The following is a 24532-nucleotide window of genomic DNA, read 5'->3' on the forward strand; positions in this document are numbered from 1 at the left end:
CGCCCGAGTCGCAGGCCGGTCCTGGCGAAGAGCCCATCGCAGGCCCTGACCTCAGGCCAAAAAAAAACCGGCGGCTCCTGCGAGCCGCCGGCCATTGTCACCGGGCCTTTAAATCAGCCCTGGTCGTTGGGACGATTGGCTTCGACCTCGATCTGGATATCGACTTCGTCGGCGACCAGCGGCACATAGGCATCCATTCCGAATTCGCTGCGCTTGATTTCGGTTTCGGCCGAGAACCCGCAGGTATATTTCTTCTCGTCCATCGGATTGGTCTTGCAGACGATGTCGTCGACGTCGAGCGTGACCGGCTTGGTGGTGCCGTGCATGGTCAGCTCACCTTCGACGGTGGCCTCGTCGTCGCCGTCGAAGCTCACGCGCGTGGACTTGAACGACATCTCGGGGTACTGGTCGACTTCGAAGAAGCCTTCGGTTTCGCGCAGGTGCTCGTCGCGCTTGTCGTGGCCGGTATCGACGGTGGCCGGATCGAGGGTGACGTTCACGCTGCTGGTGTCGCCTTCGCGATCCATGACGATTTCGCCGCCGGTAACATCGATACGGCCGTGCATGGTGGACAGCCCCATATGGCCGATCTCGAAGTTGCCATAGGTATGCGACGGATCGATCTTGTAGGTTTCCGCTGCGTTGGCGCTCATCGCCGTCGCGGCGAGCAGGCCGGTCGCGGCCAGGCTAATGATGGTTTTATTCATACTGTTCACTTGCTTGCGGTTTTGGATTGTCGTGACTGCATCCGAGTGTATCGAACTTCGGGTAAACGCTGGCTGTACAGCGCTTTTACTTGTTCACGCAAAAGAATCTCTAGAGCCGCGATGCCCGAAGGCCCCGAAATAAGACGCATGGTCGACGATATCGCAACCGCCGTCGGCGGGCGGGATGCCGACGCGGTATTTTTTGCCTTCGAGCGCTTCAAGGGCTTCGAGGCCGCGTTGACCGGGCGCCGTATCACCTCGGTTCAGGCACGCGGCAAGGGCGTACTGGTGTTCTTTGCCGCGCGCGGCGACGACGGCCCCTGGTGCGTTTACAGCCATAACCAGCTGTACGGACAGTGGCGCATCGGGCGCGCCGCATCGCTGCCGACAACGAAGCGACAGCTGCGCTTCGCGATCAGCGCCGGGCCACGGGCGGCACGCCTGTACAGCGCCTCGGATATCCGCCTGGTACGCCCGGCCGCCCTCGACACGGTGCCCTATCTCGCCCGGCTTGGCCCCGATCTGCTCAACGATGCCGATGTGGACGATCACCGGCTGCTGCAACAGCTCGACGACCGGCGCTTTTGCGGCCGTGCCCTTGGCACGCTGCTGCTCGACCAGCACTTCATCGCCGGCGTGGGCAACTATCTGCGATCCGAGATCCTGTTTGTCGCCGGCCTGCATCCGCGCTACAAACCGAAGTCGCTGAACGATTCACAACGCCGCCGGCTGGTGATTGCGACGCGGACGATGATCGAACAGGCCTATCGGCTCAAGGGCATCACCAACGACCCCGACCGCGCGCAGCGGCTCAAGGCGCAGGGCCAGTCCTTTGGCGCGCGGCGGCATCGGGTTTTCGGTCGCGCTGGGCAGGCCTGCTACGACTGCCGCGCAGCGATCGAAAAAACCACCGTTGCCAGCCGGCGGCTGTACCGCTGTCCGAACTGTCAGCCCGAGCTCAGGTAATCAGGGTATAGACGAAATAGCCGGCCAGTCCGGCCGGCACCAGCCCTGCCAACACCCAGAAGCCGTCGCGGCCGGTCAGACCCAGGCCCATGAAGGCAATGGCAAAAGCCGGCGCGGCCGCGGCGAAGGGAATGATCTCCAACGGCACCATGCATACCCCGAGCACCACGCAGGCCAGACCGATCAGGCGGGTGGATGCGCCCTGTACGAGCACGGTCAGGCGCGGGCGTACCAGGCGATCGATACGCTGAGTCCAGGGTGTGAGGCGACGCGATACCTGGCGATAGCGATGCCGCTCGATCGACAGCCGACGCAGGCGCTTGGGCAGCCAGGGGTGGGCCTTGCCGAAGATCAGCTGGGTGGATACCAGGGCGATCGATATGCCGCAGACGCTCGGGATGCCGGGTACCGCCCCCGTCGGCAGCGCAGCGATCAGGGCCAGGATGAGCACCAGCGGGCCATAGCCGCGCTCACCAATGACCTGCAGCACTTCCCCGATCGACAGGCGGTCGTCGGCGCTGTTGCTTTCGGCATGGGTATCGGCACTGGAATCCAGCGATTCCAGCAGTCCGGTCAGGGTCGGCTGTTGGCCCATCGGGGCCTCTGTTGCAGGGGACGAATGCACCTCAGATTAGCATGCCGGCGGCAAGGTTCCCGAGCGGCTTCTACTGCTTTATTGTATACAGCATCGATTTTTCCACGGCAGTAATCAATGCGCTACAAACGTCTCGGCAGCACCGGCACGAAAGTCTCGCCCCTGTGCCTGGGCACCATGACCTACGGCACCCCGGAATGGCGCGAATGGGTGCTCGACGAACAGGCCAGCCGGCCGTTCATCAAGCAGGCCCTCGATGCCGGCATCAACTTCTTCGATACCGCGGACATGTATTCGCGCGGCGAGTCGGAGCGCGTGGTCGGCAAGGCGTTGACCGACTACGCCCGGCGCGACGATTTCGTGCTTGCCACCAAGGTCTTCATGCCGATGGGCGACGGACCGAACGACCGCGGCCTGTCGCGCAAGCACATCATGAGCGCCATAGACGGCTCGCTCGAACGGCTGGGCACCGATCACGTCGATCTGTATCAAATCCATCGCTGGGACTACGACACGCCCATCGAGGAAACCATGGAAGCGCTGCACGACGTGGTGAAGGCCGGCAAGGCCCGTTATATCGGTGCCTCCTCCATGTACGCATGGCAGTTCGCCAAGGCCCAGCAGGTCGCCGAGCGCAATGGCTGGACGCCGTTTTCGACCATGCAGCCCATGTACAACCTCGTCTATCGCGAAGAGGAGCGCGAGATGCTGCCGCTGTGTGCCGATCAGGGCGTGGGCGTGATTCCCTGGAGCCCGCTGGCGCGCGGCGTGCTGGCCGGCAAGACGACCCAGGGCGAAGGCGGCGAGTCCAAACGCGCACAGACCGACGAGAACACGCGCAAATGGCAGCTCGGTGGCGATATCGATAGGCCGGTAATCGAGGCGCTACGCGAGGTCGCCGACGCGCGCAACGTGGCGATGGCACAGATCGCCCTCGCCTGGGTGGCCTCGAACCCGGCGATCACCGCGCCGATCGTGGGGGCAAGCAAATCGCACCATCTCGAACAGGCGATTCAGGCCATCGATATCGAGTTGAGCGCCGACGAGAAGCAAAAGCTCGAAGCGCCCTACGTCCCCCACCCGATCGCCGGCCACGAATAGCCTGCCCCGGCGTCGAGGGGCAAAGCCGGGCCGAGTGCCCGGCTTGCCCTAGGTCAGCCCGCGGCGACGCGAATACGGCCCAGCAGCTCGTGGGTCGGGTAGCCGTCGGCGGTCAGACCGTTGGCCTTCTGGAAAGCGCGCAGCCCGGCGCGGGTGTTCGGCCCCATGATGCCGTCCGGCGTGCCGGTGCCATAGCCGAGCTGGTTGAGCAGGCCCTGCATGTCCTTGATCTCGGTACGCGAGAGGCTGGCCAGGGTGCGCGGCCAGTCGCCGTACACGCCGGGCGCGCCGTCGAGCCGGTCCGAGAGCAGGCCGACGGCCAGCGCATAGCTGGTGGCATTGTTGTAGCGCAGAATGGTGCGAAAATTCGGCCCCACCATGAAGGCCGGGCCGTGGGCACCGGCGGGCGCGATGATCGACGCCGAAACCAATGACGGCAGGCCACGGCTGTCGACCGCGCGTACGCCGGCGGCCTGCCACTGGGCGCTGCTGCGACGGGTGTCGAGCTCGGCCTGGGCATAGTCGAAATCGGGCGGCAGCACGACCTCGCGGCCCCAGCTCTGGCCCGGCTGCCAGCCGTTCTTTTTCAGGTAGTTGGCGGTCGAACCCATGACGTCGGCAATGCTGCCCCAGATATCGCGACGCCCGTCGCCGTCTTCGTCGACCGCATAGGCCAGAAAACTGGTGGGAATGAACTGGGTATGCCCCATCGCGCCTGCCCAGGAACCGCGCATGCGCTCGCGATCGATATCGCCGTTTTCCACAATCTGGAGGGCCGCATAGAGCTGCTCTTCGGCAAAGCCCGTGCGTCGGCCGTCGTAGCCGAGTGTGGCCAGGGCATCGATGGTTTCGTAGTTGCCGAAGTTGCTGCCGTAGTTGCTTTCCACGCCCCAGATGGCGCCAATGATCGTGGCCGGTACGCCGTAACGGGTTTCAGCCTCACGCGCCTCGGCAGCGTAGCTGCCCAGCTGCTCGCGGCCCTGGCGGATACGCGCATCGGAAACCGCGCTGTCGAGATAGTCCCAGATCGCCCGCGAAAACTCGGGCTGGCGGCGATCAAGTTCGACGATACGCGGTACGAACTCCGAGCCCTCGAACGCGGCGTCGAGGGTGCGCTCGGACACACCGCGTGCGGCGGCACGCCGGCGAAAATCCGCGACCCAGCGATCGAAGCCGGCGGCGTCGCGCACCGCTTCAGCCGGGACCGCCTGGGTGGCTGGCGCCGCCGACATGCGCATATCGGCTGCCACATCGGCGCTGCCCTGTGCCGTATCCGAAGACTGCGCCGTCTCCACCGACTGCGATGCGCAGGCAGCGAGGGTGAGCGCGCCCACCGGCAATAACAGATGACGCCAGCTGTTCGAGACGAACCGTATCCGCATAAGACCAACCTGCTGAAAAGAGAGCCCTAGATTACCTCGCCTGCCGCCTTGGCGGAGGCCCACGCCCACTGGAAGTTGTGCCCGCCGAGATGGCCGGTCACGTCGACCACCTCGCCAATGAAGTACAGGCCGTTCACGTCGCGCGCTTCGAGCGTAGCCGAGGACAGCGCGTTCGTATCGACGCCGCCGATTGTAACCTCGGCGGTCCGATAGCCTTCGGTGTCGTCGGGGCTGAACGGCCAGGCCGAGAGCTGATCGACCAGGGTCGTCATGGCGGCTTCGTCGAGCTGCTTGAGGCGTGCATTGCCCGAGGTACAGCGTTCGGCCAGCCAGTTCGCCAGCCGGCGTGGGAAGCGCGTTGCGAGCGCGCTGGCCAGCCGTGCGTTCGGTCGCGCAGCGCGTTCGTCTTCGAGCCAGTCGCCGACGGGCGCGCCGGCAAACCAGTCGATGGCCACGGTATCGCCGGGCTGCCAATAGGAGGAAACCTGCAGCATGGCCGGCCCGCTCAGACCGCGGTGGGTAAACAGCAGCCCGGCTTCGAACAGGCCGTCGTTGCAGGCGGCTTCGACGGTTGTCCCGATGCCGGAAAGCTCGGCGAACGCAGCGCGCGCCGCGCCCGCGACGGTGAACGGTACCAGCGCGGCACGGGTGGCCCGTACCGGCAGGCCGAAGTCGCGCGCAATACGATAGCCGATGCCGCTAGCGCCCATTTTCGGGATCGACAGACCGCCGGTGGCCACCACTACGCTTTCTGCATGCCAGACCCCGGCGGATGTGCTCACCTCGAACCCGCCCAGGGCATCGCGAGCCACGCCGTCGATCGACGTGTTCACGCGAATCTCTGCGCCGACCGCCGCGCATTCATCGAGCAGCATCGCCACGATCTGTTTCGAGGATTCGTCGCAGAACAGCTGGCCGCGCTCCTTCTCGTGATAGGCGATGCCGTGGGCCTCGACCAGCGCGATGAAATCGGCCGGCGTGTAGCGCGCCAGGGCCGACTTGCAGAAATGCGGGTTCGCAGACAGGAAGTTGTCCGGGGCGCTGTAGAGATTGGTGAAGTTGCAGCGCCCACCGCCGGACATGAGAATCTTCTTGCCGCAGCGCTTGCTGCCCTCGATCACGACCACGCGCCGGCCGCGCGCGCCGGCCACCGCTGCGCACATCAGCCCGGCCGCGCCGCCGCCGAGTACGATCACATCTGTCGATCGATTGCCGCCCATCTGGCCTGCCCTGATGACTGAACAAAAACCGCCGAACCAACCCGGAACACGTATGAATCGGGGCTTTCCGGCGCGTGATTGTCGCACGGGCGCCGCTGCTGTCGGCGCCCCCGTGCAACAGGAACGCCGCGCGCTTCGTTAGCTGAAACTTGGTTTCGGCTCAGGTAAAAGATATATTTTCCGAACTGCCCGTGGCGTTGCGGTCGCCGATGTCGGATATTGAGCCCAGCCCACGACGGCGCGCGACGCTGGCGAACATGCCAGCCGCACTTACAAGAAGACGGCCCCAGCCGCAGCGCGCGTGGTGCGAGAACGTTAAGACTTACAACAATACGTAGGAGGCTTAAACGCCATGCTGAAGAGACTCTCGCTGCCCCTGGTGGCAGGCCTTGTCGTCGGTCTGAGTGGCTGCGGCCTTGTCTACAAGCCCACCGGCCACGTGCTTGCGCACTATTCGCAGGACGAGGTCGTGCCCTATGTCATCGCCAGCGGCGACCTGGACCTGGCCTCCTGCGGCACCGGCATGGGGCAGCACCAGCTGCTTGGATCCTTCAGCCGCGTGATCGGCCGTCCCTCCAACGTATTGCTTAACACCAGCCTGCTCGCCGGCCTGTGCGCCGAGGCCCAGGCCCAGGAAGAGCAGCTGCGCTTTGCGCGTGCCCTGCGTGAGGGCAATACCGAAGAGGCGCGCGATGCGCGTATCAATTCCCAGCGCCTGTTCCGGCGTACCGCGCTGCGTCGCTATGCGGTCTATCGCGACACCGTGGATGCCTTCGGAGAGCTGGGCACCGGCGAATGTCCTTCGCTGGGCAACGACGTCGAGGAATTCGAGTACATGGCCGGCACGCTGACCTCGGTCCAGGCCGTGCTGAGCGATATTCAGGCCTCGAGCAGCGTGGGTGTGCCCCAGGATGTGGCCGCCCGCGCCGGCCGGGCCACCGAGTGCATGGATAATGAAAAATGGTGGGGCGTACCGAACGCTCTGCAGGCGGTCGTCTGGCTGAGCGTGCCCGGCACCACGCCGGACGGCAAGGACCCCTGGGCCCAGCTCAAGGAAGCCGCCGACTACGGCGAAAGCAAGGGCATGCCGATGGCGGCCATGCTCTACGCGATCGCCGGCTTCGGGCAGTCCGACGAGGCCCGCGAGAAAGAAGGCATTCGTCAGGTCGCGAAAATCTACAACGCGGGTGAAGCCCCCGAGGACTATCTGATCTTCAGCGAGGTCGCCTACGCCCAGGCGCTTTATCTGTCCGATCGTATCTGGACCAAGGAAACCGGCCAGCGTACGCCCTTCCTCGCGCTCGGCGATTTCCCCGGCGAAGACAGCGGTGAATCGGATTCGGACTTCGACGCGGACAGCTTCCTCAACTGATGACAAACCACAACAACGACAGCGGATCGGTCACGGCCGACCCGCACGGCGACGATCAGCCCAAAACCTATAGCGCCGGCCGTAACTGGCTGATAACAGTACCCGTAGCGGTGCTGTTGCTGCTGGCAATCCTGTTTGGCACGAGCGCGTTCATCCATGGCCAGCTGCTCAGCCTGGGCGGCGATATCTGGCGGGACTACAACATGCTCCGCGTCGACATGGCCGAACCGGCCTGCGACCCGGACATGGATATCGATGCGCGCGTGGCGCAAAGTCAGGCAAACGCCGCGGAACCCGATGAAGACAGCCTCTTCGATGCCGGGCCGTCCGACCCGGCGGCGTTGCGTCAGTCGCTCGAAGCCCAGCGCAGCCAGTGTGTGGCCAGCTACGAGCGCTACGAATACAACCAGCAGGTCACATCGACCTCGTCGCTGCGCGCATTTCGCTCGCTCGAGCTGGGTATGGGACGGATCAACCAGCTGGGTCAGGAATTCCAAAGCTATATCCTGATCCTGCTGATCATGATCGGCGGTTTCGTCGCGCTCGTCCTCAACGAGCAGATCGCGCTGCGCGTGCCCCGGTCCCGGCTCGACTATCGCGTCAGCGCCGGCTCGCAGGTGGTCGCCAACATTGCCATGGCGGTCAGCGGATTTGCCTGGCTGCGCCTGGACTCGGGCGGTGACCTCACGCTCAATGCCCTGTGGCTGGTGACCTTCCTCGTGCTGGCCATCGCCGCGGGCTATCGGTTCCTGCGTGTTCCATCCCATGCCAGCGACAAGGGGTCGCTGCTCTACGCGCCACTTACCGTGCCGCTGTACTGCTGGCTGGCGCTGGTCAGCATCCTGTATTTCTTTCTCAGCGAGGGCTATCTCTCCGGGCCAGCCATCCAGCTGGGCAAGATGCTGCGCTTCGCCGACCTGTATACCGCGATCGGCCTGTACGTGTGGGTGGGCATGATGCTCAAGCACACGCGCATCGCCGAACTGCTGTTCGGCGTGTTCCGCTCCTGGGAGATGCGCCCCGAGTTCGTCGTGATCATCGTGGTACTGGCCTCGGCCTGGCCGACGGCCTATACCGGCGCCTCGGGCATCTTCGTGCTTGCGATCGGCGCCGTCATCTATCAGGAGCTGCGTATCGCCGGCACCTATCGCCAGCTGGCGGTGGCGTCGACTGCCATGTCCGGCAGCATGGGCGTGGTGCTCAATCCCTGTCTGATGGTGGTGATCATCGCCGCGCTCAATCGCCAGGTGACCACCGACCAGCTGTTCGGCTGGGGCCTGTATGTGTTCGCGCTCGCCGCGGTGATCTTCACCGGCTTCGTTTACCTCACCCGCAAGAGCCGGCCGCATCTGGCCACGCCGGACGATGCCATTCCGGCCACCCGGGTCGCGCTGGGCCCGATTTTGCCCTATGTGGTGATCGGCTTCGCGGTGGTTTTCGTCTATACCCATCTGCTGGGTCAGTCGTTCAACGAGTTTTCGGCGCCGGTGATCCTGCCGCTGGTCATGCTCGCGCTGCTCGGCTATGACCGTTGGCGTGCCCAGCGTCTTTACCAGGCCGCGATCTACAAGGCCGACCGCGGTCAGGCCGCCGGCCCGGCGTACAAGCCGTCGGGCTTCTGGAACGCCCTGCGTGCGGCCACCGCGGAAACGTCGGTGCTCATTGGCGCACTGCTCATGCTCATGGTGCTGTCGATCGTGTTCGGCGGCGTGATGGAGCGCTCGGGCGTGATGGAACTGTTCCCCGATCAGTTCGCCAGCGTGTGGTATGCCACGGCCGTGCTGGTGATCATGCTGGTCGCGATCGGCATGATCATGGAGCCCTACGGCGCCATTATTCTGGTGAGTGCGACGCTGGCACCGGTCGCCTACGACAATGGCATCAATCCCATCCATTTCTGGATGATGGTACTGGCGGCGTTCGAGCTGGGCTATCTCAGCCCACCGGTGGCGCTCAACCAGTTGCTGACGCGCCAGGTGGTGGGCGATGACGAGATCCAGGCCGCCAAGGCCGAGGTCGCCAACGACCCCAGCTTCTGGCGCCGGCATGAGGGCATGCTGCTGCCGATTACGGTCATGGCGACCACCCTGCTGCTCGTCGCCTTCGCCCCGCTCGTATTCATGGAGCTGTTCTGATGCGCACTCGCTGCGATGCGCTTTAAACCATCGGGCCGACCCGCCCGTCGCAATAGAAAACAACCCCGGAGGATATGATCCATGCTGTCCCGAAAAATGACCTCTTATGTGGGTGCCGCCGTGGTTGGCGCCGCCGCCCTGTTTGGCGGCGCGCTGCAAACGGCAAGCGCCCAGGAAACCCGTTCCCTGTGTATCTACGATCCGATCGGCGCGAACGGCTTTATCTACCAGTCGTTCCAGGACTATGTGGTGCAGGCACGTGAATGGGGCATCAAGCTCAACACGCGCGCCTATACCGATGAAGCCGTCGCCTCGAACGACTTCAAGGCCGGCAAATGCGACATGGTGGGCATCACCGGCATTCGCGCCATTCATTTCGTGAAGTTCGCGGGCAGCCTGGACATGGCCGGCGGCCTTCAGAGCTACGACCAGGTCAAGACCGCTATCAAGGTGATGTCGAGCCCCAAGGCGGCCGATCGCATGAGCGAAGACGGCAATGAAGTGGTCGGCGTCGTGCCGCTGGGCAAGGCCTTTTTGTTCGCGCGCGACAAGTCGTATCTGGAAAGCCTGGACACCGTCGCCGGCAAGAAGATCGCGGTGATGTCCTACGACAAGCAGGCCTCGACCCTGGCCAACGTCGCCGGTGCGTCGCCGGTGGGCGCCTCCATCGCCTCGTTCGGGCCGATGTTCAACAACGGCAGCGTGGATCTGGCCTATGCGCCCTCGTTTGCCTACAACGCGCTCGAACTCTATAAGGGCCTCGGCGAGCAGGGCGGCATCGCCGACTTCGTGCTCGGCATGCTCTCGGGCCAGCTGATCATCCACGAAGACAAGTTCGACGACGACTTCGGCCAGAAGTCGCGTGAGTGGGTGTTCAACAACATGTTCGACTCGACCCTGCGCCGGGTGAAGAACGCCGACGAGGAAATCCCGGACAAGTACTGGGTGCATATCTCCGGCGATCGCGACGCGAACTACCGCGAAATGTTCCGCAATACGCGTGAGCAGCTGTGGGACCAGAACTGGTACGACCACGAAATGCAGCATATGCTCAAAAAGATCCGTTGCTCCAGCGATGCCGGGCTAGCCGAATGCAGCCAGGCGAGTGAAGGCGGCGCGGTCAACTGATCGACCGATGCTGTACCGACCCGTCGCATGGATCATCCTGCGACGGGTTTTTTTTATCCGACGGGGCCATATCCGGCGCGTGACCGCCGCGCCAGGCGCCACGGGCATCCATACATGGAGACGCCTCTGCGACCAATCGCTGTCTGGCCCTCGTCGCGAGGCAGGCGTAGGCTCGATCGCTGCGCCTTGCAGCGCGTCTTTGAGCCACGGCCGCGTACCGCCGGCGGCCGTATCTGGCGTAATTATTGCTCCATGAACGCATGACACGGCCACGCACTCGAGCGCTGCGTGCCGGTCGATCCGCACAGGGAAGGGGAAGTCGATAATGGAATTCATTGAAACAGTGCGCGCCGCGGTCGAGGCCGTGACCTCGCCGATCAGCAACTTCATATGGACCTATATTCTGTTCTACCTGCTATTCGGCGCCGGCCTGATCTTTACCGTCGCCACCCGCTTCATGCAGTTCCGCATGCTCGGTCACATGGTGCGCATCACCTTCGATAGCCGCAGCAGCGATCAGGGGGTGAGTTCCTTCCAGGCGCTGGCCACTTCCCTGGCCGCGCGTGTGGGCACCGGCAATCTGGCCGGCGTGGCCCTGGCCCTCTGGGTAGGCGGTCCGGGCGCGGTTTTCTGGATGTGGATGACCGCGCTGGTGGGCCTGGCCACCACCTTTATCGAGTGCACGCTCGGGCAGGTTTACAAGATTCACTATGCCGACGGCGTATATCGCGGCGGCCCGGCCTATTACATCGAAAGAGCCCTCGGCCAGCGCTGGATGAGCATTATCTTCGCGGTGTTTCTCATCATCGCCTACGGCTTTGCGTTCTCGGGCGCCCAGGCCAACACCATTGCCAAGGGCATGGAGGGCGCCTTCGCGATCCCCACCTGGGCAACCGGCCTCGCCCTTGTGGTAATGGCCGGCGTGGTCGTCTACGGCGGGCTTCGCTCAATCGCCAAGACCGCGGAGAAGATCGTGCCGGTCATGGCGATCGGCTATTTCCTGGTCGCGGTTTATATTCTGATCGCGAACTACGATCAGGTGCCCGGCATGTTCTGGCTGATCATCCAGAGCGCGTTCGGCTTCGGGCCGGCCGTCGGCGGTGCGGTGGGTTATACCATCAAGATCGCGATGGAAAACGGCATCAAGCGCGGCCTGTTCTCGAACGAGGCGGGTATGGGCTCGACGCCGAACGCTGCGGCTACCGCCGAAGTCAATCACCCGGCCGCCCAGGGCCTGGTGCAGTCGTTCGGCGTGATCGTCGATACCCTGATCATCTGCAGCTGTACTGCGGTGGTGATCCTGCTATCGGGCGTGTATGACCAGATGCTGACCACGCAGACCGACGCCTCGATGCAGGGCATTCAGCTCACCCAGGACGCCATGTCGGATCATCTGGGCAGCTTCGGCTCCGGTTTTATCGCCATCGCCATCCTGTTCTTTGCCTATACGTCGATTCTGGCGAACTTTGCCTACACCGAAATCAACGTGGAATACCTCGCCGGCAAGCACCACAAGAAGGCGATCACCATTCTCAGGCCGCTGATTCTGGCCATGGTCATGATTGGCTCGATGGCCACGTTGTCGTTCATCTGGGATTTCGCCGATCTGGCCATGGGCCTGATGGCGACCACCAACCTCGTGGCGATCCTGCTACTGTTGCCCATCGCGCTACGGGTGCTCAAGGACTACGAGCGCCAGCGCGCCGAAGGCATAGAGGAGCCGGTATTTCACCGTGCCGTGCTCAAGAATCCCGATCAGGTGGAACCGGGCATCTGGGACTGACCTCAGCCGCGTAGCCCGTAGCACAGCGCGGCAGAAGACCACACTCGCCCAAACAAAAGGCCGACCGGCAAACTGCCGGTCGGCCCTGGTTCCTGGGTAGCCTTTAAGCGGGCTAGGGCCTGTTAACGCGAATGAAATCGCGCCGCACTCTATTCTTTTGCAAGACAGGGCGCAGTGTGCGTTGTGTCGCGAAGGTACATGCGCGCGCTGAAACGCCGTCTAGCAGGATTTTGCGCAGCGACACGGCGATTGGCACTAGGGTTAGCAGGCCCTAGAGGACAGCCTTGCCCTGCCACCTCAGGTTCACGCTCTTGTCCGATGCGCGTTCGCGGGCGCTGGCAATCAGTGAATCGAAATCTTCCGGATTCTCGAGCGTTTCCCGAATCCTGTCCGGATCGTCGCCTTGCTGGTCGGCGATCGCCCGCAGTATTTCAACGCTGGTGTCGGTCTTTTCGCTGAGTTCGGCGAAATCGGTCATGGATCGTCTCCGTTGAGAAAACGTCGACCTTATCAGCCGGGCTCAGCCCGAGTTCAAACCGAGCGGATTGCGCCCTGGAATCAACCCGGCACCCCGGGCACGGCGCGCGGCCGCCGTACAGGCGTTGCGCGCCCCGGCCATGCCGACCCGGCATGAGCATGGCCCAATGCCGGGTCGGTCACTCCCACGATATCGACAATTCGTTCACGCCGGCCCGCGCCGCTACAGGCTAGCGGGTGCCGCGCGCCGGCGCGCCTTACTCAGGCCGCGTTGGCACGCGTAATCGGCGCGCGCTTGCGGCTGCGACGGGTCGAAGGCCAGTTGGCCAGATCCACTTCGTCGCGGATCTCCCGGCAAACCTCGATCACGCGATTAAGCTGGCTATAGCTATGGTTGCAGTTGACCGACAGCCGGATCAGCGAGCGCTTGGTCGCGGTTGCCGGCGCACAGAATACCGAGCCGAATACGCCCCGTGATTCCAGCGCATCGCGCAGGATGATCGTCTGCTCCTCGCGGCCGGCTTCGAGCGCGATCATCTGCGCTTCGCCGCTATCGACGTTATAGCCAAGCGCGTCGAGGTGCCGACGCAGGTAGGCCGCGTTGGCGTGCAGGCGATTGCGCTCGTTGTCGGCGCGCTTGATCAGATCGAGCGTCCGCGAGAGTGCGGCAATATCGTGGGGCAGCAGCGAGGAGCTGAAAATCGCCGGGAACGAGTTGTACTTGATGAACTGACGCAGCCGCTCGCTGCAGGCAATCACGCCAGCGCGCCCGGCAAAGGCCTTGGCCAGACTGGCGGTGACGAAATGCACCTCGGACTCCAGGCCGAGACCGGCCACGAGACCGCGGCCCTGCTCGCCATGCGTACCCAGAGAGTGAGATTCGTCAACGATGATCACACAGCCGTGGCGGTTGGCCACTTCGACGATCTCCTTCAGGGGCGCGATGCTGCCGGTGGTGCTGTAGATCGAGTCGACCACGACGATGCCGGGGCCGTTACGGCTGATCATCGTCTCCAGATGGGACGCATCGTTGTGCCGGAATGGCTTCCATTCCAGGCCTGCGCTGCGTACGCCTTCCCAAAGCGAGGCATGTGCAAACATGTCGACATAGACCGGCGTGCCCGGGGCGCCAATCGCCTGGATCAAGCCGACGTTGGCCGCATAGCCGGACTGACAGAGCAGACTCGACTCCATGCGCATCCAGCGTGCCATGCGCCGCTCCAGATGCAGCTGCGGGCTGTCCCCATGCAGGTACACCCCGGACATGACGACGGTATTGTCCGATCCGCGCAGGCAATCGATCTGGGCCTGGATCACCTCCGGATGGTTGGCCAGATCCAGATAATCGTTGGTCACCATGAGGATGGCGTTCGCATCGGGCTGACGGCCATGCATGATATGCCCGCCCTGCCAGGTCTTTTCGACGCGCTCACGAAAATAATGGTCGACATGGCGCTGCAGAAACGCCGGTTCGGCGACAGACGTCGGGCACAGCGAAGAGTGGCGGGAGACTGGGAATTCGTTCATGACAACCTCGTATTGATATTGATATGACGGTTTATTGCCTCATTCGACTGACGCCTGGCCAGTCCGGCAATTTTCTATTTAACTCTATTTATATTAAATAGATGTGCCATACCAAACTACACGTCGTTAGTCGCGTGCAATTTTATGTTTATCAATACATGGCCGAGCCGCCATGGAATACATGATTAAAAAGCATGCGACAGCGCGCACTTTCTGCTGCCGCGCGAACTTTTCAGCATCCGCCGCATGTAAGGCGTATCAGTCGTTTGCGCCGTTCGAGTAGAGACTAGCCGCCGCCCGCCGCGCGGGTCTCACATCAGCGAATAACCCACCGTGTCCAGCCATTCGAGATAGCGATTGAAGGTCGCTGTGGGTCGGGTTATGCCATGTTCGCGCGGGTCGGATTCGAACACCGCCCAGCGATAGGTGCGCGCGCCTTCGACACGCTCTGCCACCCGCATATGCGATTTCCAGTGACGATAGGCATCCGATGGCGCGCTGCGCGCGCGATTCATGAAGGCCGGATCGAGCAGGTTGTCGCCGGCGCGCAATAATCGGATGCACTCATCGGGCGCATCCAGGGCGACGGCGCGCTCCACCATCGCCCGGTGCTCGGCTTCGTCGACGATCACCAGCCGATAAAGCCCTCCATCGCCGTCGATGAGTACGAAGCCGGTGGGGTTGAACACCATGTAGTATTCCACGAACTCGTAGCGCGAGCGCAGCGTGGCCAGCAACTGCCTTATCGTGTCGTCGCCGAGCAGCGGCGGTACGTCGACGTCGAACACGTCGATCGCGGTCTTGAACGTCTCCAGTATATGGGTGTGCTGGAGTTCGCGGATCGTGCGGTTGAGGTGCTCGTACACGTTGTGATCGCTCTTGCGGATATAGCGATCGATCACGCCGTCGTTAAAGCCTTCGACGGCCTCCGCCTCCGTGGCCACCCCGGTGAACAGAATCTTCTTGATATGGGGATCGCGAATCCGGCTACAGAATTCCAGGCCATTCATGCGCGGCATGGCGTAGTCGATCATCGCGATCGAGATACGTGAAAAGCGGTTGGTGAAATGCATCTCCCGCGCCAACGCTTCGTTATCGAGCGTGACCCGGCGGCGCCCGTCACGGTCCTCCTCGAGGCGAAAGAAGCGCTGGCGCGACGGGCTCTCGTCGTCGCGATCGTTGATATACCCCAGGGCCTTTTCGGTGGAGTCGAACAACAGATACGGCAGATCCGCCTCCAGCTGCAGGCTCAGGTTGCCGAGAAAATCGATATCGTCATCGACGAGCACGATCTGGGTGGGATGAAAATACGGCGCTAAACGGGTTCTATTCATCACGACCTACCGCAGGGAACAACATTACGAATTCGGTATAACGTCCGACCACGGAACGACAGCGGATATCGCCGCCGAAACTCTCCATCACCATACGCGCGAACGCCAAACCAATGCCCGTACCCTGGCCGTGCGGCATACCGGAATAGAACCGCTCGAAAATGCGCGGCAACACGTCCGGCGCAATTCCGGGCCCCGTGTCTCGAAAATACAGGCGATGGGCATCGCCCGGGCCCTGCTCGATCCATATCCGGATATGGCCATCGTCCACGCGGGCCAGGAAATACAGCGCGTTCTTCAACAGATTGAACAGCACGTGCACCATCAAAAGCGGCGAGCCACGAAAGCGGAAGTCCGACTCCGGTTCCCAGTGCACCCGTTCGCGCTCGCGCGCCGAATGAAACGGGTAGCGCTCCAGCGCGGTTTGCACACAGCCGCCAATCGACGTGACTTCGAAGGTGCTTTGATCGATGGTGGTACGGCTCGAGTTCACCAGCAACATGTCCAGAATGATGTTGGTGTACTCCGCTTCCGTATTGATGCGATCAAGCACCGCATGCATCTCCCGATAATGCGCGGTACGAATACGCTTGACCGGTAGCCCCTGGGCCCGCGCCATTTCGAACCCCTCGAATATCGCCGGCAGATAGTTCTGCAACCCGCGGGCACCGCTTCGAATACCCAGCAGCGGCGTCCGCAATTCGTGCGCCATCGTTCCCACCGCCGATGTAATGGCCGCGAACTTCTCGCGCGCGACCAGCTCGGTCTTGTAGTTGAATACACTGCCGCCGAGCAGCGCGAAAAGATAGGTCGGTACCAGTTGGCGCAGCGTTTCGGACTGTTCGCTCATGTCACCGCCGATCGCGAGGTAAACCAGGCAGGCCGCCACCGTACCGATCAGCGCCATCAGCATGATCATCAGCCAGTCGAACACCAGCAGCACAAGAAACAGCGATGCCGCCATCGTCGAGAGGGCCCAGACGGTGACGAACTGGTTCATCAGCGACATGAATACGAAAAAGAAAGGCAGCTGATAGACCAGGATAAGGAACCAGTAGACGGTAATGCCGCGCCGCCATTCGCCGGCGCGAAACAGCTGGCGCTCGAAAAGCATCGGCAGCGCGACCACGACGCTGAACACACGCAGCCATATGCTTTCGAAGACCTGGGGCTGGAATTCGGTCCAGTACAGATAAAAAAGAGGATGCCCCGCGACCGCCACGATCGCGAACATTCGCATATTGGGCAACGAATAGGTCGCACTCTGACTGAGTGAGGCGAGCAGGCGCACCCGCAGCCGTCGACACAGATACGCGATTTGCCTGAAAAGCAATGTGATTGGGCGCAACAAAACCACGTTAGCGACCCGGATGCCGGGCCCGCAGTGCGGGTGTTGGTTGATATAAGTCGGCGAGCATCGCCTCATCCTATACTTTGCCCGGCAGAATTCGTAGTATCGAGCTTCGGGTTTCATGTCTTTTCAGCGGCTTGTCATACCGTTCGCGCTATCATTCGAGTCTGCAATCGCCCTTGAGGCCTTGGAAAAAATCATGCTTTCCCATCGCTGCGCATGCGTCGCCATTGACCGCGTCTTGAAGCGGTACACGACCCCTCGACCATGAGTCGCCTGCCCCGCCGCCTGGTCGCCGTGGCGCTCGCGCTCGGCGTCGTGCTCGCAAGCCAGTTCGTCGTGCTGGGGCTGAGTTATCGCGCCGACACGATCACGGCCACGGCGGTGCTTGTCCTGACCCTGTTCTCGATCACCGCCGCGCTGGTGTTGTGCTGGTATGCGCTACGCGAAATCCGCGTCGACGACGAAAAGGCCATGGCGCCGCTGATCAGCTGGCTGGACCAGTCGGATATCGTCGGTCGCGCGGCCGCGCGCCGACCACCGATCATTCGCGGTGCCAACGCCCGGCTGGTCGACGCGGTAGAAAACCTCGTCGATCGCGTGCAGCGCTATCACGACAAGCTGCTCGCGCGTCACCAGCGTGTACAGCGCCTGCTGCGCAACGTCACCGATGTGCTTTATCACACCGATCAGGACGGCCATATCAGCTGGATCACCGATACGGTGACCGACATGCTCGGCTACCGCCCGGGCGAACTCGAAGGCCGCCCGCTGTCCGATGTGCTGGCCAACCCGCACGATGAGCGGCTGCTGCTTACCAGTGCACAGCTGCATCGCCACCCCACGCGGGTGTACCGGCGCAACGGCGATATCGCGTGGCTGCTGATCTCGTCGCGCCGTATCGACGACGCCGAGGGCAACGCCATCGGCAGCGAAGGTATTTGCCGCGACGGAACCCGCCTGATCGAGACGCAACAGGCGCTCAACGATGAGAAGGAGCGTGCCCAGGTCACCCTCGCCTCGATCGGTGACGCGGTGATCACCACCGATGCGAGCGGCGCGGTGGACTACCTCAACCCCCGCGCCGAGCAGATGCTCGGCGTGAATATTCAGGACGCCATCGGGCGGCATTTCGACAAACTCTGCGATTTCGTCGACACGGCACGGGATGTGGCCGTCAGCGGCCTCGTGAATCGCTGCCTCACCCAGGGCACGCTGCAGGAACACGACGAAGACCTCACGCTTTACGATCGCGCACCGCAAAAGACCGGTCATACCGTGAAGGTCACGATCTCGCCGATCCGCGATAGCGCCCAGCGGGTCAGCGGCGCCGTGATCGTGCTGCACGACATCACCCGCCTGCAGCAGATTTCGCGCGAAATGACCTACCAGGCCAACCACGACCTGGTGACCGATCTGCCCAACCGGCGCGCTTTCGAACAACTACTCGATCAGGCGCTGGCAGAGGTGGACGACAAGCACAGCCATGCCCTGTGCTATATCGATCTCGACCAGTTCAAGCTGGTCAACGATACCTGCGGCCATAACGCCGGCGATGAAATGCTGCGCCAGATCGCCGCGCGGCTCGGCGGTTGTATTCGCGGCAACGATACCCTGGCGCGGCTGGGCGGCGACGAGTTCGCCCTGATCATGCGCAACATGTCGATCACCGATGCCCAGTCGAAAGCCGAGGATCTGCGCACCGCAATCGATCGCTTTCGTTTTCGCTGGGACGACAAACTTTTCCGGCTGGGCGCGAGCGTCGGCGTGGCCTCTATCGACCGCGAGGCGGTCGATGCCACCGAACTGCTGCGGCGCGCCGATACCGCCTGTTACATGGCCAAGGAGAAAGGCCGCAATCAAGTCTATGTCTACCGCGGCGACAGCGACGAAACGCTCACTCGCCACGGCGACATGCAGCGCATGCAGCAGATCAGCGAGGCGCTGGACAGCGACGGCTTCGAGCTGTTCGCCCAGTTCATACAGCCGATCGACCGGCGCGAGCACCAGCGTTGCGGCGTGGAGCTGCTGCTGCGCGTGCGCGACACGGACGGCTCGATTCTCTCGCCGCAGAATTTCTTGATTACCGCCGAACGCTACAACGCCGCGCCGCGTATCGACCGCTGGGTGCTGCGGCGCGCGATCCGCCTGATCACCAAAGCAGGCGACGAACACGCGGCCATCGAGCACTACAGCATCAACATCTCCGGCCAGTCGATCACCGACGAACATTTCGTGGACTACGCCCGCGGGCTGATCGAAGCCTCCAGCGTCGATCCGCGCCGTTTGGTATTCGAAATCACCGAAACCGCGGCAGTCAGCAACACCCACCGCGCCGGCGAGCTTATCCACTCGCTGCGCGCGCTGGGGTGTCGGTTCTCGCTCGACGATTTTGGCAGTGGCCTGAGCTCGTTTTCCTACCTCAAGAATCTGCCATCGGATTTCATCAAGATCGACGGCAAGCTGGTGTCCAATATCCTTACCGATCCGGTCGAGCGATCGATCGTGGAGGCCATCAACCAGGTCGGCCAGGCCATGGGCCTGCTGACCGTGGCCGAACACGTGGAAAGCCGTGCCATGCTCGATGCGCTGCGCGCCATCGGCGTGGACTATGCGCAGGGCTATCACGTGGCCCGCCCGATCCCCTTCGAGATGCTCTCAGCGGCGCTTGGCACGCGCGAGCGGGTGGTCCGAGCACGCTGATTGCGCCGTCGCGGAATCCACAGCGCGCGCGGAGCGCGTAGTATCGGAATAAATCCCGATAACGAAAGACCTCGATGACAGCTGTTCAGAAAATCGCTGTTCTGCTCGCCCCGCTGTGGCTGGCAGCCTGCAGCCTCATGCCACCGGCCGATTTCCCGGTGGAAGACAACGTCGATATCGACCGCTATATGGGCAAGTGGTATGTCATCGCCCATATTCCGCCGAGCGCGACCGAAAACGCCTACAACTCGATCGAGCGCTACGAACAGACCGAGCCCGGCACGATCAAAACCACCTTCACCTATCGCGAAGGCGGCTTCGACGGCGAACAGCAGACCATGCATCCGGTGGGCAGCGTGCTCGAGGGAACGAACAACGCCGTATGGGCGATGCGTTTCTACTGGGTGCTGCGCATGCAGTACGTCATCTCCTATGTCGACGACGACTATCAGACCACGATCGTGGCCCGCGACAAGCGCGACTATGTCTGGATCATGGCGCGTACGCCGCAGATCGACGAGGCCACCTACGATTCGCTCGTCAAGAAGGTCGCCGACTACGGCTACGACACCGCCAAGCTGCGCAAGGTACCGCAACAGCCGCTCGATGCGCGCGACGACGGCTAGACAAGCCCTGCACACCACCTGCGATACCGTGCCGGCCACCTGAGGCCGGCACGGCCCGACCTGGATTGATTTGAACGACGACTCGACGCAAAGCGAGGCGCCGCGGGACGAGTGGCACCGCCTGTCCCGGCTCTGGCCCTATCTGTGGGAGCATCGCCTGCGCGTGGGACTGGCGCTGGCATTGCTGATCGGCGCCAAGGGCGCGACGGTGCTGCTGCCGATCGTACTCAAGCATATCGTCGACGCGCTCGACGCCAACGAAAGCGCGCGCGTGGCCCTGCCGGTGGTATTGCTGCTGGCCTACGGCGCCCTGCGGCTGGCGTCGGTCTTGTTCGGCCAGCTGCGTGACCTGGTGTTCGGCCGGGTCACCGAACGCGCGATGCGGCGTATCGCACTCACCGTATTCGAACACCTGCACGCGCTGGACATGGACTTCCACCTGTCGCGGCGTACAGGCGGCTTGTCGCGGGATATCGAACGCGGCATTGGCGGCATCAGCTTCCTGCTGCGTTTCATGCTGTTCAACATCATTCCCACACTGCTGGAAATCGCCCTGGTCGCCGGTATTCTGCTGTTCTACTACAGCGCCTGGTTCGCGGTGATCGTGCTGGTGAGCGTGGTCGTCTACATCGCGGCGACCACCCTGCTCACCGAATGGCGTACCCGCCACGTGCGCGAATCCAACCGGCTCGACGCCCGCGCCAATACACGCGCCGTGGATAGCCTGCTCAACTACGAAACCGTCAAGTACTTCGGCAACGAACGCTACGAGGCCGACCGCTACGATAGCGAGCTGCGCGAGTGGGAAGCCGCGCTGCGGCGCTCGCGCCTGTCGCTGGGTACGCTCAACACCATCCAGGCCACCGTGATCGCCATCGCCATCACCGCCATGATGATGCTGGCCGGCACGCGGGTGGTCTCCGGCGACATGACGATCGGCGATCTGGTAATGATCAATGCCTACATGATCCAGCTGTTCGTGCCGCTGAACTTTCTCGGCTTCGTGTATCGCGAGCTCAAGAAATCGCTGGCCGACACGGCCCGCATGTTCCGTCTGCTCGATGTCGAAGCCACGGTCGCCGACGACCCCGACGCGCGGCCGCTGGCGGCCACCCGCCCCGAGGTGCGCTTCGAAAGCGTCGCCTTCGGCTATCAGCCCGAGCGCCAGATCCTGCGCGGGATCGACTTCGCCATCGCGCCCGGCAGCAAGCTGGCCGTGGTCGGCCAGTCGGGGGCCGGCAAGTCTACGCTCGCGCGCCTGCTGTTTCGCTTTTACGACGTCGATGCCGGGCGTATCACCGTCGACGGTCACGATATCCGCCGGCTCAGCCTGGCCAGCCTGCGCGACACCATCGGTGTGGTACCGCAGGACACCGTGCTGTTCAACGACACCATCGAATACAACATCGCCTACGGCCAGCCCGGCGCCACCCCCGAAGCCGTGGCCCGCGCCGCCCGCATGGCCCACTTGGACGGGCTGATCGCACGCCTGCCCGACGGCATGGACACGCTCGTGGGCGAACGCGGGCTCAAGCTCTCCGGCGGCGAGAAACAGCGGATCGCCATCGCACGGGCCATTCTCAAGAACCCGGCGATCCTGATCTTCGACGAAGCCACCTCATCGCTCGACAGCCATGCCGAACAGGCGATCACCGCCGCGCTGGCCGAGCTGGCAGCCAATCACACGACGCTCGTGATTGCCCATCGACTGTCCACCGTGGTCGACGCCGACGAGATCGTGGTCATGGACGACGGCCGTATCATCGAACGCGGTCGGCATGCCGAACTGCTGGCCGCGAACGGCCACTATGCGGCCATGTGGCGGCTACAGCAGCGCGAATCCGGCTAGCGCCTATCAACCTGCCTATCGCACCTGGGCTTGCCGGGCGCTCAGTCCGATGCCCGACGCCGCAGGAGCAGGCTGATCAGCGCCAGCGCTGCAAGCACCGCCACCGCCATCGAAAAGCCGATGCCGGCGGTGCGTAGACCCAGCGTTTGCGCGGCCACACCGATGCCCACCACCGGAATCGAGATGGCGACATAGAGCACCACGAAGAAGGTGGAGGCCACTTCGCCGCGACGCGCGGCCGGGCTCGCGGCGGTCACCGCCCCCATCCCGGCCCGGAACGCCACACCCTGGCCAATGCCGGCCACGATCGCGCCGGCAACCAGAAACGCCAGCGACGATTGCAGGATGGCCAGTGCCACCAGGGCAATACCCACGATCAAGCCGATACAGCCGAGCGGCAGGCGCCAGCGCTCGGGCAGGCGCGACTGACCGACCTGGCCCAGGGTCGAGGCCACGAATAAAAGGAATACCACCGCGCCGGTCAGCGCATGGTTGTCGTAGTTCAGGATCTTGCCCATGAAGGCGGGCGCAATGGCCGTGAACAGACCGAGCACCGAAAACCCCGCAAAACCGGCGATGGCCGCCGGAATGAACACGCCGCGTACCGCGGCCGGCACCTGCAGGGACTGAATCCGCAGACGTGGCCGCGCCGGCCGTTCGGCGGTTTCGGGCACCAGTGCGACGGCCACGCCCGCCAACGCAATCAGCACGAGGTCGGCCACGAAGCACAGCGTGAGCGGCGCCGGCAGGTACTGCGACAGCACGCCCGCGAACAGCGGCCCGAGCCCCAGGCCGCCCATGTTGGCGGCGGTGGCGATCAGGGTCGCGCTGCCGGCCCAGGCTGCTGGGGCCAGCTCGACGACGGCCACGGTGGCAGTGCCGGTGAATATGCCCGCCGAAATACCCGATAGCACGCGCCCGAGCAACAGCGGCGCCAGGCCGCCGCCCCACAGAAACGCACAGGCGCTGGCGGCCGAAAACATCAGCCCCAGGGCCAGCATGGGCCGACGGCCGAGCTGGTCCGACCAGCTACCGGTCACGATCAGCGCCCCGATCACGCCGACCGCATAGGCGGCAAAGATCACCGTGATGATCAGCTGCGAAAAACCCAGCTCTGCCTGATAGATCGGATAGAGCGGCGTGGGCAGCGTCGTACCCATCATGGTGACGACGAACGTAAGCGCCGCGCCGAAGAACAGCGCGGTGGATCGATTCGACTCGGTCATTCGATAATCCTGCAAACGGCCAGCACGTCGGTTCCAACGTACAAGCGACTGAACGGGCCCAAAGGCTAACAGCCTTCATTATGCAGCGACATCGTCGGCCACCGAGAGCGGCCACAAAAAAGGCCCGGCTGGGCCGGGCCTTGGCGAGCGCATTATACGCAAACGCGATCAGCTTTCTTCGAACCAGCCATCGATCTGGTCGCCATGCTCATCGATATAGCTCTGGATGGCTTCTTCGTAACTGGTTTCCTGGGCCTGGTACATCGCGGCCTGGAGATCTTCCAGATCCAGCTTGTAGTTGCTCAGGAAGGTCGCGACTTCCGGATAGTCTTTCTTGAAACCCTTGCGCGCGATCACGTCGACGTGCTGCGCTTCGCCCAGCGTGCCTTTCGGGTCGTCGAGAAAACGCAGGTCCCAGCGTCCGAACATCCAGTGCGGCGTCCAGCCGGTCACCACGATCCATTCGTCGCGCTTTTCGGCTCGCGCGAGCGCGGCGGTCATGGCAGCACCGCTGGCCGACACGAGGCGATAGTCGCCGAGTTCATAGGCATCCATCGCCTTGTCCGACAGCTGCATCAGCCCCGCGCCCGGATCGATGCCCTGGATCTTGCCGTCGAGCTTGTCCTGCACCTCCGGCTTTTTCAGGTCTTCGATCGAGGCAACCTGGTCTTCCGGCACATAGCTCGGCACGACCCAGCCCAGACGGGCACCGTCGTACATCGTGCCCAGGTTGTCCACGTCGTCCTTGACGCGTTCCATGTACTCACCGTGGGTGTCCGGCAGCCAGGCCATGAGCATGGCGTCCAGATCGCCGTTGGCCACGCCCTGATACTGCACACCGATCGCCGACAGCGTGAGCTTGACGTTGTAGTCGGTGTGTTCCTCGATGACCTGTTTGGCCAGCTTGGTGATGAACTCGGCATCGGCCCAGGCCGTCCAGCCGAACTCGATCGTGTCGTCGGCGGCCTGGGCCGAGCCGAACGCGCCGAACGTCAGGCCGGCGGCCATCGCGGCCGTACCCAGCCAATGCTTGAATGAATGCTTATGCAT

Annotated in this window: 19 protein-coding genes; 9 read left to right on the forward strand and 10 right to left on the reverse strand. The window is 63.3% G+C overall.

Translation table 11 applies throughout. From position 1 onward, the window contains the following. Window positions 1-113 precede the first annotated feature (113 nt). On the reverse strand, window positions 114-707 hold the full coding sequence (locus ABNU97_RS00665) for a YceI family protein (protein WP_348764820.1): 594 nt from the start codon (window positions 705-707) through the stop codon (window positions 114-116). A 120-nt stretch (window positions 708-827) separates the two neighbouring features. Between ABNU97_RS00665 and nei the strand changes: the two genes are divergently transcribed. Beyond that, a complete protein-coding gene (gene nei, locus ABNU97_RS00670; RefSeq protein ID WP_348764821.1) occupies window positions 828-1673 on the forward strand; it encodes an endonuclease VIII in 846 nt (281 codons plus the stop codon). Here nei and ABNU97_RS00675 read toward each other — a convergent pair. After that, window positions 1666-2268 carry an exopolysaccharide biosynthesis protein gene (locus ABNU97_RS00675; protein ID WP_348764822.1) on the reverse strand — a complete coding sequence of 201 codons (603 nt, stop codon included), beginning with the start codon at window positions 2266-2268 and terminating at the stop codon, window positions 1666-1668. The two genes, nei and ABNU97_RS00675, sit on opposite strands and share 8 nt — an antisense overlap. 117 nt (window positions 2269-2385) lie before the next feature. Here ABNU97_RS00675 and ABNU97_RS00680 point away from each other — a divergent pair, with 117 nt between their 5' ends. Beyond that, window positions 2386-3369 carry an aldo/keto reductase gene (locus tag ABNU97_RS00680; protein WP_348764823.1) on the forward strand — a complete coding sequence of 328 codons (984 nt, stop codon included), beginning with the start codon at window positions 2386-2388 and terminating at the stop codon, window positions 3367-3369. Between the two features lie 53 nt (window positions 3370-3422). Here ABNU97_RS00680 and ABNU97_RS00685 read toward each other — a convergent pair whose 3' ends face one another. Both ABNU97_RS00685 and ABNU97_RS00690 read right to left on the reverse strand, forming a co-directional pair. Beyond that, window positions 3423-4751, reverse strand: a complete 1329-nt coding sequence (locus ABNU97_RS00685) for a lytic murein transglycosylase (RefSeq protein WP_348764824.1) — start codon at window positions 4749-4751, stop codon at window positions 3423-3425. A gap of 26 nt (window positions 4752-4777) precedes the next feature. Then, window positions 4778-5971, reverse strand: coding sequence for an NAD(P)/FAD-dependent oxidoreductase (locus ABNU97_RS00690; RefSeq protein WP_348764825.1), 1194 nt, complete (start codon window positions 5969-5971; stop codon window positions 4778-4780). A 352-nt stretch (window positions 5972-6323) separates the two neighbouring features. On the opposite strand from ABNU97_RS00690, the gene ABNU97_RS00695 reads away from it, so the two are divergent. The 4 genes from ABNU97_RS00695 to ABNU97_RS00710 all read left to right on the forward strand — a co-directional run bounded on the left by ABNU97_RS00695 (window position 6324) and on the right by ABNU97_RS00710 (window position 12389). After that, window positions 6324-7343: a hypothetical protein gene (locus tag ABNU97_RS00695; protein ID WP_348764826.1), complete on the forward strand. Its 1020-nt coding sequence runs from the start codon at window positions 6324-6326 to the stop codon at window positions 7341-7343. After that, window positions 7343-9478, forward strand: coding sequence for a TRAP transporter large permease subunit (locus ABNU97_RS00700; RefSeq protein ID WP_348764827.1), 2136 nt, complete (start codon window positions 7343-7345; stop codon window positions 9476-9478). Before ABNU97_RS00695 ends, ABNU97_RS00700 begins: the two co-directional genes overlap by 1 nt. Window positions 9479-9559: 81 nt before the next feature. Then, window positions 9560-10606: a putative solute-binding protein gene (locus ABNU97_RS00705; protein WP_348764828.1), complete on the forward strand. Its 1047-nt coding sequence runs from the start codon at window positions 9560-9562 to the stop codon at window positions 10604-10606. Window positions 10607-10931: 325 nt separating this feature from the next. Further along, the gene (locus tag ABNU97_RS00710) at window positions 10932-12389 is read left to right on the forward strand and encodes a sodium:alanine symporter family protein (RefSeq protein WP_348764829.1); all 1458 of its coding nucleotides are present in this window, start codon (window positions 10932-10934) and stop codon (window positions 12387-12389) included. A 271-nt stretch (window positions 12390-12660) separates the two neighbouring features. Here the strand turns inward: ABNU97_RS00710 and ABNU97_RS00715 are convergent, their stop codons facing one another. The 4 genes from ABNU97_RS00715 to ABNU97_RS00730 form a co-directional block, all read right to left on the reverse strand. Then, entirely contained in the window at window positions 12661-12867 is a 207-nt protein-coding gene (locus tag ABNU97_RS00715) for a hypothetical protein (RefSeq protein WP_348764830.1), read from the reverse strand. Window positions 12868-13127: 260 nt separating this feature from the next. After that, window positions 13128-14393, reverse strand: a complete 1266-nt coding sequence (cqsA, locus tag ABNU97_RS00720) for an alpha-hydroxyketone-type quorum-sensing autoinducer synthase (RefSeq protein ID WP_348764831.1) — start codon at window positions 14391-14393, stop codon at window positions 13128-13130. A 311-nt stretch (window positions 14394-14704) separates the two neighbouring features. Continuing rightward, window positions 14705-15727, reverse strand: coding sequence for a response regulator (locus tag ABNU97_RS00725; protein WP_348764832.1), 1023 nt, complete (start codon window positions 15725-15727; stop codon window positions 14705-14707). Then, window positions 15720-16967 (reverse strand): HAMP domain-containing sensor histidine kinase, encoded by a 1248-nt coding sequence (locus ABNU97_RS00730; protein ID WP_348764872.1) that lies wholly within the window; start codon window positions 16965-16967, stop codon window positions 15720-15722. The genes ABNU97_RS00725 and ABNU97_RS00730 overlap by 8 nt, the downstream gene beginning before the upstream one ends. A gap of 378 nt (window positions 16968-17345) precedes the next feature. Between ABNU97_RS00730 and ABNU97_RS00735 the strand changes: the two genes are divergently transcribed. The 3 genes from ABNU97_RS00735 (at window position 17346) to ABNU97_RS00745 (ending at window position 22256) form a co-directional block, all read left to right on the forward strand. Then, window positions 17346-19781: an EAL domain-containing protein gene (locus ABNU97_RS00735; RefSeq protein ID WP_348764833.1), complete on the forward strand. Its 2436-nt coding sequence runs from the start codon at window positions 17346-17348 to the stop codon at window positions 19779-19781. Window positions 19782-19855: 74 nt separating this feature from the next. Continuing rightward, window positions 19856-20407 carry a lipocalin family protein gene (locus ABNU97_RS00740; RefSeq protein WP_348764834.1) on the forward strand — a complete coding sequence of 184 codons (552 nt, stop codon included), beginning with the start codon at window positions 19856-19858 and terminating at the stop codon, window positions 20405-20407. A 70-nt stretch (window positions 20408-20477) separates the two neighbouring features. After that, window positions 20478-22256, forward strand: a complete 1779-nt coding sequence (locus tag ABNU97_RS00745) for an ABC transporter ATP-binding protein/permease (RefSeq protein ID WP_348764835.1) — start codon at window positions 20478-20480, stop codon at window positions 22254-22256. A gap of 41 nt (window positions 22257-22297) precedes the next feature. Here ABNU97_RS00745 and ABNU97_RS00750 read toward each other — a convergent pair whose 3' ends face one another. Then, window positions 22298-23482, reverse strand: a complete 1185-nt coding sequence (locus tag ABNU97_RS00750; protein ID WP_348764836.1) for an MFS transporter — start codon at window positions 23480-23482, stop codon at window positions 22298-22300. 168 nt (window positions 23483-23650) lie between these two features. Further along, window positions 23651-24532, reverse strand: coding sequence for a glycine betaine ABC transporter substrate-binding protein (locus ABNU97_RS00755; RefSeq protein WP_348764837.1), 882 nt, complete (start codon window positions 24530-24532; stop codon window positions 23651-23653).

Origin of the sequence: uncultured Salinisphaera sp., from assembly GCF_964012375.1 — a bacterium.
In the GTDB taxonomy this organism is placed as follows: Bacteria; Pseudomonadota; Gammaproteobacteria; order Nevskiales; family Salinisphaeraceae; genus Salinisphaera.

Excerpts from the sequence above, each read along its gene's own strand:
- ABNU97_RS00665 (WP_348764820.1), bottom strand. The coding sequence starts at position 707 with ATGAATAAAACCATCATTAGCCTGGCCGCGACCGGCCTGCTCGCCGCG.
- ABNU97_RS00710 (WP_348764829.1), top strand. The coding sequence starts at position 10,932 with ATGGAATTCATTGAAACAGTGCGCGCCGCGGTCGAGGCCGTGACCTCG.
- ABNU97_RS00690 (WP_348764825.1), bottom strand. The coding sequence starts at position 5,971 with ATGGGCGGCAATCGATCGACAGATGTGATCGTACTCGGCGGCGGCGCG.
- ABNU97_RS00705 (WP_348764828.1), top strand. The coding sequence starts at position 9,560 with ATGCTGTCCCGAAAAATGACCTCTTATGTGGGTGCCGCCGTGGTTGGC.
- ABNU97_RS00675 (WP_348764822.1), bottom strand. The coding sequence starts at position 2,268 with ATGGGCCAACAGCCGACCCTGACCGGACTGCTGGAATCGCTGGATTCC.
- ABNU97_RS00685 (WP_348764824.1), bottom strand. The coding sequence starts at position 4,751 with ATGCGGATACGGTTCGTCTCGAACAGCTGGCGTCATCTGTTATTGCCG.
- ABNU97_RS00695 (WP_348764826.1), top strand. The coding sequence starts at position 6,324 with ATGCTGAAGAGACTCTCGCTGCCCCTGGTGGCAGGCCTTGTCGTCGGT.
- cqsA (WP_348764831.1), bottom strand. The coding sequence starts at position 14,393 with ATGAACGAATTCCCAGTCTCCCGCCACTCTTCGCTGTGCCCGACGTCT.
- nei (WP_348764821.1), top strand. The coding sequence starts at position 828 with ATGCCCGAAGGCCCCGAAATAAGACGCATGGTCGACGATATCGCAACC.
- ABNU97_RS00735 (WP_348764833.1), top strand. The coding sequence starts at position 17,346 with ATGAGTCGCCTGCCCCGCCGCCTGGTCGCCGTGGCGCTCGCGCTCGGC.
- ABNU97_RS00755 (WP_348764837.1), bottom strand. The coding sequence starts at position 24,532 with ATGCATAAGCATTCATTCAAGCATTGGCTGGGTACGGCCGCGATGGCC.
- ABNU97_RS00740 (WP_348764834.1), top strand. The coding sequence starts at position 19,856 with ATGACAGCTGTTCAGAAAATCGCTGTTCTGCTCGCCCCGCTGTGGCTG.
- ABNU97_RS00725 (WP_348764832.1), bottom strand. The coding sequence starts at position 15,727 with ATGAATAGAACCCGTTTAGCGCCGTATTTTCATCCCACCCAGATCGTG.
- ABNU97_RS00750 (WP_348764836.1), bottom strand. The coding sequence starts at position 23,482 with ATGACCGAGTCGAATCGATCCACCGCGCTGTTCTTCGGCGCGGCGCTT.
- ABNU97_RS00730 (WP_348764872.1), bottom strand. The coding sequence starts at position 16,967 with ATGCGAATGTTCGCGATCGTGGCGGTCGCGGGGCATCCTCTTTTTTAT.
- ABNU97_RS00700 (WP_348764827.1), top strand. The coding sequence starts at position 7,343 with ATGACAAACCACAACAACGACAGCGGATCGGTCACGGCCGACCCGCAC.
- ABNU97_RS00680 (WP_348764823.1), top strand. The coding sequence starts at position 2,386 with ATGCGCTACAAACGTCTCGGCAGCACCGGCACGAAAGTCTCGCCCCTG.
- ABNU97_RS00715 (WP_348764830.1), bottom strand. The coding sequence starts at position 12,867 with ATGACCGATTTCGCCGAACTCAGCGAAAAGACCGACACCAGCGTTGAA.